This is a genomic window from Cyanobium sp. BA20m-14 (genome assembly GCF_024346295.1).
Map to the genome: position 1 here is coordinate 1 of NZ_JAGQCR010000136.1, position 8,321 is coordinate 8,321.

An 8,321-nucleotide genomic window follows, 5' to 3' on the forward strand; every position below is an offset into this window, starting at 1 on the left:
GCAGTTGGGCAGTACGGAGCGGTGGGACCTGCTCACCAGCAACGGCCTCAACATCTATGTGCAGGAGGACGACCGTTGCGTTGACTTCTACCGCCAGGTGTCCCAGGCGCTGCGGGCCGATGGGATTTTCGTGATCAGCTTCATCACCCCCCCAGAGCAGTGGCAACCCCGGCAGGCAAGTGATCTCGAGCATCAGCGCTTTCTGTTCCAGAAGGTGATTCCGCCCCGATGGAACTGCTTTCGAGAGGAGTCCCAGATGCGCCAGCACTTGCAGGATGCGGGCTTCGCGGTGGTCGCCGTGCACCACGACGAACAGCGGATGTTTCCCACTGTTGTGGCTCGCAAATACTGATGGGCATTCCTTCTCCCTAGTGCGGGGAGGCCTGAAGTTGCTCAAGAATCATCAGCACCGCCTCCGCGGTGGTCTGAAGGCTTGTGTCAACGCTTACGTCGTAGACCAGCCCATGGGAGTGGCAGAGCTCATCACTGCGGCGGGCTAAGCCGAGCGGTCGCTCCTCCAGCCGACCCTCGCCGCGACCCGATTCACGCTGCTCCAATTCGGACAGGGAACAGTGCACCCCCACCAGCACCACCCGGGCCCCGGAGGCACGCAGCTGCTCGAGCACCTCCTGCTGCCACCCCTGCTCCTGCAGGAAGTGGTCGATGATCAGGTTTGTGCCCAGTTTGAGGTGCTGGGCCCAGCTTCGATGCAGCCCCGCCAACACTCTCCGTCCCAGAGGGTTGAGCTCCAGGCGCATCCGGGGGCTGCCGCCATGCCTGCCTTCGGCCTGGCTGTTGTCGACATACTCCCAGGCGGCCCTGCCGTCGTGGGGTTCTCGAGAGATCAGGCGGCTGGTATCTCCCCCCTGCAGCTTCACCAGACTTCGCGGAAACAACCTGTCAGACAGCAGCAGTGCGATGTCATCGAAAGCCACTAGCCCATAGGCAGCAGCAGGATCGCCATCGGCCAGCTCCGTGAGGTGATCTTGAAGGGCCTTGCACAGGGTTGACTTCCCCGATGAGCTGGCGCCGTTGACCAGGATCGCTACCGATGTCGTCATGTCTTACTGGGCGTTTGGTTCAGCAAGGGCTTCCAGGTGGCTGGGGCTCCTACCAAGGCAGCACCTCGCCGTTGGCGTGCCAGAAGCCACCACTTGTTCCCAGGCTGAGAGCGTCGATGCGGGCCAGGAGGCCCCGCACCGCCTCCTCGGGGCTGATGCCCTGGGGGTTGAAGTTGACCATGCGGGTACGCACCAGGCCCGGGTGGAGGATTGCCACGGCGATGCCGCGTGGCCGCAGGTCGATCGCCAGGGATCGCCCTGCCATGTTCAGCGCCACCTTTGACATCCGATAGCCATAGGAGGAGCCGGAGCTGTTGTCGTCAATCGAGCCCATGCGGCTGGTCATCAGTGCCAGCTTGGAACCGGGCTGCAGATTCGGCAGCAGGGCGGCCACGAGCAGCAGGGGCGCCAGGGCATTCACTTCAAACTGACGCCTGAGGCTGTTGCTGTCGAGATTCTCCAGGCGGTTTCCTTCGAGGATGCCGGCATTGAGGATCACCCCCTCAAGCGGCTGGCCAGCTAGCCGTTGCACCAGATCATCAAGATCCTCTTCAGCGGTGAGCTCGATCCCCGCCTCGATGAGCACCCCCAGCGCCTCCAGTTCCGGCGACGGCGTGCGACAGACGGCGATCACCTGATCGCCGCGGGCCTGTAGTTGTTTGCAGTATTCGAGGCCAATGCCGCGGTTGCTGCCGGTAACTAGGAAAGTTGGCATTGTTGGCCTGCGCAGTTGCTCAAGACCGGCTGATTCAAGCCAGCATCAGCGCCGTCCGTTGACGATCACCGAGTTGCCGCTCCCCCCAGCAGTACCAGGTAATGCTGGCACCACGGAGGTCTGGCCGTCCCACTTGTCCAGGAAGAGTTTGTAGAGCACCTGGTCATCGAGGCTTGAGTTGAGCGTTTCGTAGCGCTTGGCTTCCTGCTCGGCGATCAAGACCTCGGTCTGGGCACGCAAAAGCTGCTGCTCGGCAATTTGTTTCTGCTCGATCGCGGCGCGGTATTCCTCGGCGATTTGCAGGCCAGTGAGGTCTAGTCCCTGCACGCTCACATAGTCAAATTTGCGCAGTTCCTCGGCCACCTTCTCCTGCACCAGCTCCGAAATGGAGTTCCATTCGGTGGCAATAGTCACCAACTCGTATTGCGAAAAGACTGATTTGAGTGCCTTCAGTAGCGATGGTTGGATCACGCGGGGATAGATCTGCTGGTCATCGGTGGCGATCGTCTCGTATATCCGCCCCGCTTCTGCAGGCTTCATGGCGTATTTCACCGTGGCGGTGGCCTGAATCACCTGGAGATCCTTGGTGAGAGTCGAAAACTGCTCTGGTCGCACTTGGGTGCGCACGTCAAACAGCGAAGTGTTCTGCACCAGGGGGGCCTTGATGTTGGCGCCGGGGCTGCGGGGGGTACCGGTGACCTTGCCCAGGGTTGTGACAACGGCCACGTTGCCTGCCGGCACGATGAACACGGTTTGGCTGAGCAGAATCGCGATGCCCACCAAAACGGCCGCAATCAGGCTGAGGGTTGCTCCAGGACCATCGGGACTGCCAGCTGAGCGAAGGGGCGACTGCATGAAGGGGCCATTACCAATTGCGAACCTTAGGCAGGTCCGCCGATGAAACAACGGCTCACAAATGGAGATGTCATCGCCCGCAGCAGGCTGCTGTAGCTGACCTGGAAGCGCTGCTCATCGCCCGGCTCCAACGCCTCTGCCGCTCCGCTCACCACCAAGTGGTCGCTGGATGCGCCCTCGATGCTGATCCCAGGGGCACTAAGACCGGTCGGATCGGCATCCTGTTCGCCCAGGGCAAGTAGCGCTCGCATGGCCATGGGTTGGTCTGGTTGCTTTTGGGGAGCAACTGGCCCTTTGGCAAAACTGGTGCAGTGACGCGTTCCCCAGGCACGGCTTGGCTTGCGCTTGGACTCGATCACCTCTGCCACCAGGGTGATGGCATCGGTATACAGCCCTGGTATGGCTGTGCGGGTGAGGGGCTCTCGCCCCAGCAGTAGGGCCTCGCCGAGGCGCAGGTGGTTGATGCGGCCCGGATCGCCGCCACCAGTCAGCCAGGGAAGATTGGCTGAATTACCTCCCGAGCACCACTCGAGCCTGATGCCAAAACGCCTTTCCAGGGCTTCGATCAGACGCGATAGTTCGCCCATATTCGCTTCATCTGGGGCAACGCCGTTTTGACAGCCCAGGTTGGTGCCGATGCCCACTAGCAGCAGGTTTGGCAGGGCCAGGGTTAGTAACACCATCGCCTCAAGGTCTGCTGCGAGAATTCCCTCGCGCAGATCCCCTAACTCCACCATCAGCAGCACTCCGTGGCGCACCCCCTGGCAATGCGCTGCAGCTGCCAAGGCCTTGAGCACCACCGCCTCGCTGTTGCAGCTAATCGCCGCATGGGCCACCACCCGATCCACCTGGCTGAGCATCGGCGAGCGAATCAGCAGCAGGGGAACGCCAAGCTCGCAGCGGCTAAGCGATTCGATTGATTCGATTCGTGATTCACCGATGGAGTGCACCCCTGCCGCAACCCAGGTGCGCACAATTTCCGGCAGTCCCAGGGTTGCCTTGCTCACCCCGGTCACCTTGATTCCTTGGCGGGCAAGCCGATTCACCATGGTGGTGGCGTTGTGCTGTAGGTGCTCGAGATGAATCTCCAGCCGCGGTGCGCTCAAAGCTGACCGTCAGTTGATGTACACAACTCGGGGAAAGCTCGCAGCACCATTGCCACCAGAGCAGAGGCAGGTCGGCTCACCGCATCGGTAACAGGAATGGCGAGCTCGGCCGCATAGAGGGCGATGGCCGCACTCACCTCGGCGTCATTCATGCCCTCGTGGTTCAGGGTTAGGCCGATTACCCTTGTTGGCGCAAAGGATTCGATCAGGCGAATTTCGCTTGCAGGCGTGGGCATCGGCATAAACGGAAAGTCGCTCAGCTGCCGCCGTGCCGGTGCGTGCTGCAGCACCACCGCCTGGGGCTGGCTGCCCCGCAGGATGAAGCTGGAAGAGAGGTAGGCGGGATGGCTGAGGGCCCCTTGGCCTTCAATCACGATCACCGCAGGTTTTTCCGTGCAGTAGGCCTCCACCACTGCGGCCTCCACCTCCCCTGAGCAAAACTGCGACGGAATGGCATCAAGGGGAATGCCATAGCGCCCCCCTTGAATCAATCCGGTTTGCCCGGTGCTCACCAAAGCGGCGCGGATACCGCTGGCATTTAGGGCTTGAACCAGAACCGTGGCCGTGGTGCGCTTACCGATGGCGCCATCGGTGCCGAGCACGGCGATTCGAATGCAGCGTGCCTTGGCGATCGAACCATTGAACAGGCGAAGATCCTTCAAAGCGGCTGGACGACGCACATCCCGGATTGACACTTGATGACGTTTGGCCGCTAGGGCAAATTCACTGTCGTCATTAAGGAATTCGCGCATGCCGCTGACCAGATTCAGGCCAGCTGCCATGGCCAGCAGCAGAGCCCGGCGATCGTCTTTGCCATAGAGGCCATCTGCAGGCGCCATGCCATAGATGAAGGTGCTGGCGCGGGGCCCTGGCAAGGCAAGGGCCTCATCTAGATCAGCCACGATGGGTATGCCGTTGCTGATGCCGTCTAGTAGCAGGCCTGCATCAATTCCAGCTGATTGGCTATCAATAATGGCCCTGATTTCAAAGGCCTCACAGAAGCGCACTAGGCCGTGGGCGGTTTTGCCATCGAGCCCAGCGAAGTTTCCCTCGCAGTAAACGACTGCAGCCGATTTAACCGCAACTTGATGCGGTGCAATCGAAATGGTCAGGTCGTTGACCTGTTTTTGAAATGCCAAATAAGCCAGGACCCATCATTTACCCAGGCTTGAGATAAGTCTGAGGTGCTGATTTCAGGGCTCAGAATTGGCCGCTGGAGGGCGTGGATAAATTCAGCCTAGGACGCTTTCTGCTTCTAGGGGGTCAGCCAGTATTTCGGCGATCTGGTTTCGGCCATTGCCCTGCGCCAGGATTAGGGCCCGTTCGGCCCGAAGCAGCGCATCAAGCGCCTGGCGATCGGCTGGGGCAAGCAGGGTCAGGCCGCCACTGGCCGTTAGCTGGTGGCCGCTGGTCGAAAAGACGCCCCGCAGCTCGCTGACGCCAGTGCGGATGGCATCAGCCCGTTCCATGGCTGTAGCAAGTTCAACATTCACCATCAATAGGGCGAATTCCTGATCGCCGGTTTGACCCACCAGGTCCTGCTCGCATAGCTGGGAGCGCAGTAGGGCGGCAACGTCCATTACCGCGCGATCCGAGGCCTGCAGACCCCAGCGGTTCTTGATCTGGTCGAAGTGGTCGAGCTGCAGGGCCAGCACGGCCAGGTTTTCGCCTGCCTGGCGGGCTCGCAGCAGCTCAGGCTCAGCTTGCTCCAGGAAGTTTGCTCGGTTTGCTAAGGCGCTGACTGGATGCACCGTGGTGAGTCGGCGCAGTTCAAGCTCACGCAGCACCAGCTGGGCTAGATCCTCGAGCAGTCGCACCTGGCTGGAGCTGAAGTGGCGCGGCAACCGGTCGATCACGCACAGGGTGCCCAGGTTGTGGCCGTCACGACTCTGCAGCGGTGTACCTGCGTAGAAGCGCACCTTTGGGACCTGAGTCACCAGGGGATTGGTGCAGAAACGCGGGTCTTGGTGGGCATCTGGCACCACCAGGGTTTCATCACCGGCAATGGCGTGGGCGCAAAAGGCCATCTTCCGCGGTGTTTCGGTGCTGTCTATGCCGTGGTGGGCAAGGAACCATTGGCGGTCGCCATCCACCAAGGAGATGAGCGCAATCGGGGTTTCCAGCACAGTCGAGGCGAGCCGCACCAGTCGCTCGAAGTGCTGATCGCCTGGATGGTTTAGTACCCCCAGGCGCTCTAAATCCCTTTGGCGCTGGGATTCATCCGCCGGAATCGGGTAGTCGGGATACGGCATGAACCTCGCCGATAATTCCAATCCTAGGAAGTCTTGGGCCCGCCAACCGGGCTTCACTAGGGCCATGATTTAGCTATTCCCAACAGACCTTCCCAGCAGCCCTTCCCATGGCCCTCCACCAAGAAAGCTGTCTTCCCTGCCGCGATGGGGCGCCGCTCCTGGATGCCGCTGAACTAGCGGAATTGTTGCCCCAGTTGCCCGGTTGGGTTGTTGTGGATGGACACCACTTGCAAAAGGCCTGGAGCTTCGCTGATTTTCAGCAGGCTCTCGATTGGCTCAACCGGGCTGGAGCGATCTGCGAAGCGGAGGGTCACCATGCCGAATTCAGCATTGGCTGGGGTCACGCTAGCGCTGAGGTGTACACCCACAAGGTGGATGGCCTAACCAGAGCTGACGCAGTTTTGGCCGCCAAACTTGATGGGGCTTAGCAGGCGCTAACGGCGTAACGGGTCTGCAACCGGCAGGTTTCGCTGGGACCAATTTCAAGCTTGCCATCGCCACTGATCAGAGCCTGGCGAGGTCCTGTCCAGGGCTCCAGGCAGACCATCGCACGGGGCGGTTCGGTCCAGAGCACCACCAGGTTGAACGGGGCGCTGAGCTGCAGATCAAGGGCCAGGCCGGCTTCCGGATCCAGCAAGCGCACGTCACCACTGGGACGGACCAACAGGTCAATTCCGTCGTCCAATCGCGCCATTTGTTCTGCCGTGTCGGCGTCGGCCATCGATAGATGGTTTAGGCAGCGCTCCGGTAGCCCCTCAAAGCGGGGAGATTTGAGGTTGCTGAGGTTGAAGTAGGGGTGGAGGCCGAAGCTGAATGGCATCGGCTCCTGGCTGCGGTTCTGCACCGTGGTGTCGATCTCGAGGGCCCCTGGCACCAGGCGCAGCTCAAGCCTCAGCAGAAAGCTGAAGGGATAGCTCGTCAAGGTTGTCTCGCTGTCGTTGAGTTCAAGGGCGATCCCTTGGCCATCCTCGAGAGCGCTCAACTGCCATGGCAGCTGCCGGGCGAAGCCGTGCTGACCTAGGGGAAAGTTCCCCTGGGGCAGGGGCAAGGTGTTGTCCGGCAGGCCGCCGCAGATCGGGAAGAGGATGGGAATTCCGCCCCGCACTGATTGGGCGGGGTCGAGGAAGCGTTCAAGATCGAGGTAAATCAGCTCCTTGCCGTTGCAGCGCCAGCCGGTCACCAGACCTCCCCGCTCAGGCACCACCCGCAGCAGATCGCCGGAGTCGCTGGCGAACTCCCAATGTGGATATGGGGTTTCGCGGTGTACCAGGGCCACGGAGCTCGAGCGGGGTTGGCCTATTTAGGCCTGCGGCCGGCCTCTGGGCCGGTGTTCCTTCACACAATCTTCCATTGATAAAGATTGGAACCGGTCTCGATCCCCTGATCAATTCCATATGGTCTTGCAATCAACGTGCAGCAGCTATGAATCGTTCAGAGGACAGAGCGCCTCGCCAGGAATTATTCGAGCCCCGCAGCCTGGAGTGGCAAGAAAATGGCGAGTTGGCCAGCACCGATATGTTCGAGCTGGTCAAGCGTCTGCGGGCTGTGGAATCAGGAAAAACCGTTAACGAGCTTTGGCGGCTAAGCCAGAAAGCCTGAGGCTGGTTGTCGCACCAACACTTCCCCTTGCCATCCCTGGACAGCTTTGGTTGATTGCAATGGTCGCAGAGCGTGCCATGCCTGATTCTTCTGCTATTGCGGAGTGGCGACATCGCGGCTGCAGCGTGCGCTTGATCAGGCGCTGTCCAGCTGCAGAGGCCTACCGCATTCAGCACTGCAGTGGCATGCCCATGGGTTCAGTAGCCAGCCTTGAAGAGGCTCGCACCCTCATTGACGACCACATTCAATTGCTTAGGCAGCGCCTTGTAGCTAGCGCTTAGTTTTCAGGGCAAAACCCCCACTAAGCCGCGGCGGCGTAGTTCCTGCTGGAATTCACTGCTGAGCGGATCTAGGCGCCATTGCCGCTGAGTCCACTGCCACAGGGCCTGGAGCCGCCAGCCCAGCCACAGAAGGCACAGCACCAGGCCCAGCCAACGCATAGATAGGTCCGCGGAGTTCACCTTGTTTAAGAACGGACCTCGCTCCTTGGGAGGGGCACGGCCATTCATTGACACAAGTCGCCAAGGGCCATGGCCTCGACCCTTCTTGGCGGATCGCTTGATTTGCTCCCGCTGACAGAGCTAAGTCTTCCGTAGCCCTGGCTGCCCGCTGGGGAGCGCCTGGAATCGGCTCTTGCCGGCAATACCTGACGGGGCCGCTTGCTCCCCGGACGTGGCGATCTGCTGACAAGGCTCCAGAAACAGGGCCGTAATCCCTGAAAATCGACTGAGTT

At 60.8% G+C, this 8,321-nt stretch carries 10 protein-coding genes; 2 read left to right on the top strand and 8 right to left on the bottom strand.

Going from position 1 to position 8,321, the window contains the following annotated elements; all coding sequences use genetic code 11:
• On the top strand, positions 1 to 352 hold a 352-nt coding region (locus tag KBZ07_RS12460), incomplete at its 5' end, for a hypothetical protein (RefSeq protein ID WP_254931913.1).
• A 16-nt stretch (positions 353 to 368) separates the two neighbouring features.
• On the opposite strand, the gene KBZ07_RS12465 is transcribed toward KBZ07_RS12460, so the two are convergent.
• The 6 genes from KBZ07_RS12465 to KBZ07_RS12490 all read right to left on the bottom strand — a co-directional run bounded on the left by KBZ07_RS12465 (position 369) and on the right by KBZ07_RS12490 (position 5,989).
• Positions 369 to 1,061, bottom strand: a complete 693-nt coding sequence (locus KBZ07_RS12465) for a chloramphenicol phosphotransferase CPT family protein (protein WP_254931914.1) — start codon at positions 1,059 to 1,061, stop codon at positions 369 to 371.
• A gap of 49 nt (positions 1,062 to 1,110) precedes the next feature.
• A complete protein-coding gene (locus tag KBZ07_RS12470) occupies positions 1,111 to 1,776 on the bottom strand; it encodes an SDR family oxidoreductase (protein WP_254931915.1) in 666 nt (221 codons plus the stop codon).
• A 45-nt stretch (positions 1,777 to 1,821) separates the two neighbouring features.
• The gene (locus KBZ07_RS12475) at positions 1,822 to 2,631 is read right to left on the bottom strand and encodes a prohibitin family protein (RefSeq protein ID WP_106501758.1); all 810 of its coding nucleotides are present in this window, start codon (positions 2,629 to 2,631) and stop codon (positions 1,822 to 1,824) included.
• Between the two features lie 26 nt (positions 2,632 to 2,657).
• The gene (locus KBZ07_RS12480; protein WP_254931916.1) at positions 2,658 to 3,737 is read right to left on the bottom strand and encodes an alanine/ornithine racemase family PLP-dependent enzyme; all 1,080 of its coding nucleotides are present in this window, start codon (positions 3,735 to 3,737) and stop codon (positions 2,658 to 2,660) included.
• Complete coding sequence (locus KBZ07_RS12485) at positions 3,734 to 4,876, bottom strand: DUF1611 domain-containing protein (RefSeq protein ID WP_254931917.1); 1,143 nt, start codon at positions 4,874 to 4,876, stop codon at positions 3,734 to 3,736. Before KBZ07_RS12485 ends, KBZ07_RS12480 begins: the two co-directional genes overlap by 4 nt.
• A gap of 93 nt (positions 4,877 to 4,969) precedes the next feature.
• Positions 4,970 to 5,989, bottom strand: coding sequence for a GGDEF domain-containing protein (locus tag KBZ07_RS12490; protein WP_254931918.1), 1,020 nt, complete (start codon positions 5,987 to 5,989; stop codon positions 4,970 to 4,972).
• Positions 5,990 to 6,096: 107 nt separating this feature from the next.
• Between KBZ07_RS12490 and KBZ07_RS12495 the strand changes: the two genes are divergently transcribed.
• Positions 6,097 to 6,417 (top strand): 4a-hydroxytetrahydrobiopterin dehydratase, encoded by a 321-nt coding sequence (locus tag KBZ07_RS12495; protein WP_254931919.1) that lies wholly within the window; start codon positions 6,097 to 6,099, stop codon positions 6,415 to 6,417.
• Here KBZ07_RS12495 and KBZ07_RS12500 read toward each other — a convergent pair.
• Entirely contained in the window at positions 6,414 to 7,265 is an 852-nt protein-coding gene (locus tag KBZ07_RS12500; RefSeq protein WP_254931920.1) for a galactose mutarotase, read from the bottom strand. The two genes, KBZ07_RS12495 and KBZ07_RS12500, sit on opposite strands and share 4 nt — an antisense overlap.
• Before the next feature lie 607 nt (positions 7,266 to 7,872).
• Complete coding sequence (locus KBZ07_RS12505) at positions 7,873 to 8,028, bottom strand: hypothetical protein (protein WP_254931921.1); 156 nt, start codon at positions 8,026 to 8,028, stop codon at positions 7,873 to 7,875.
• Positions 8,029 to 8,321 lie beyond the last annotated feature (293 nt).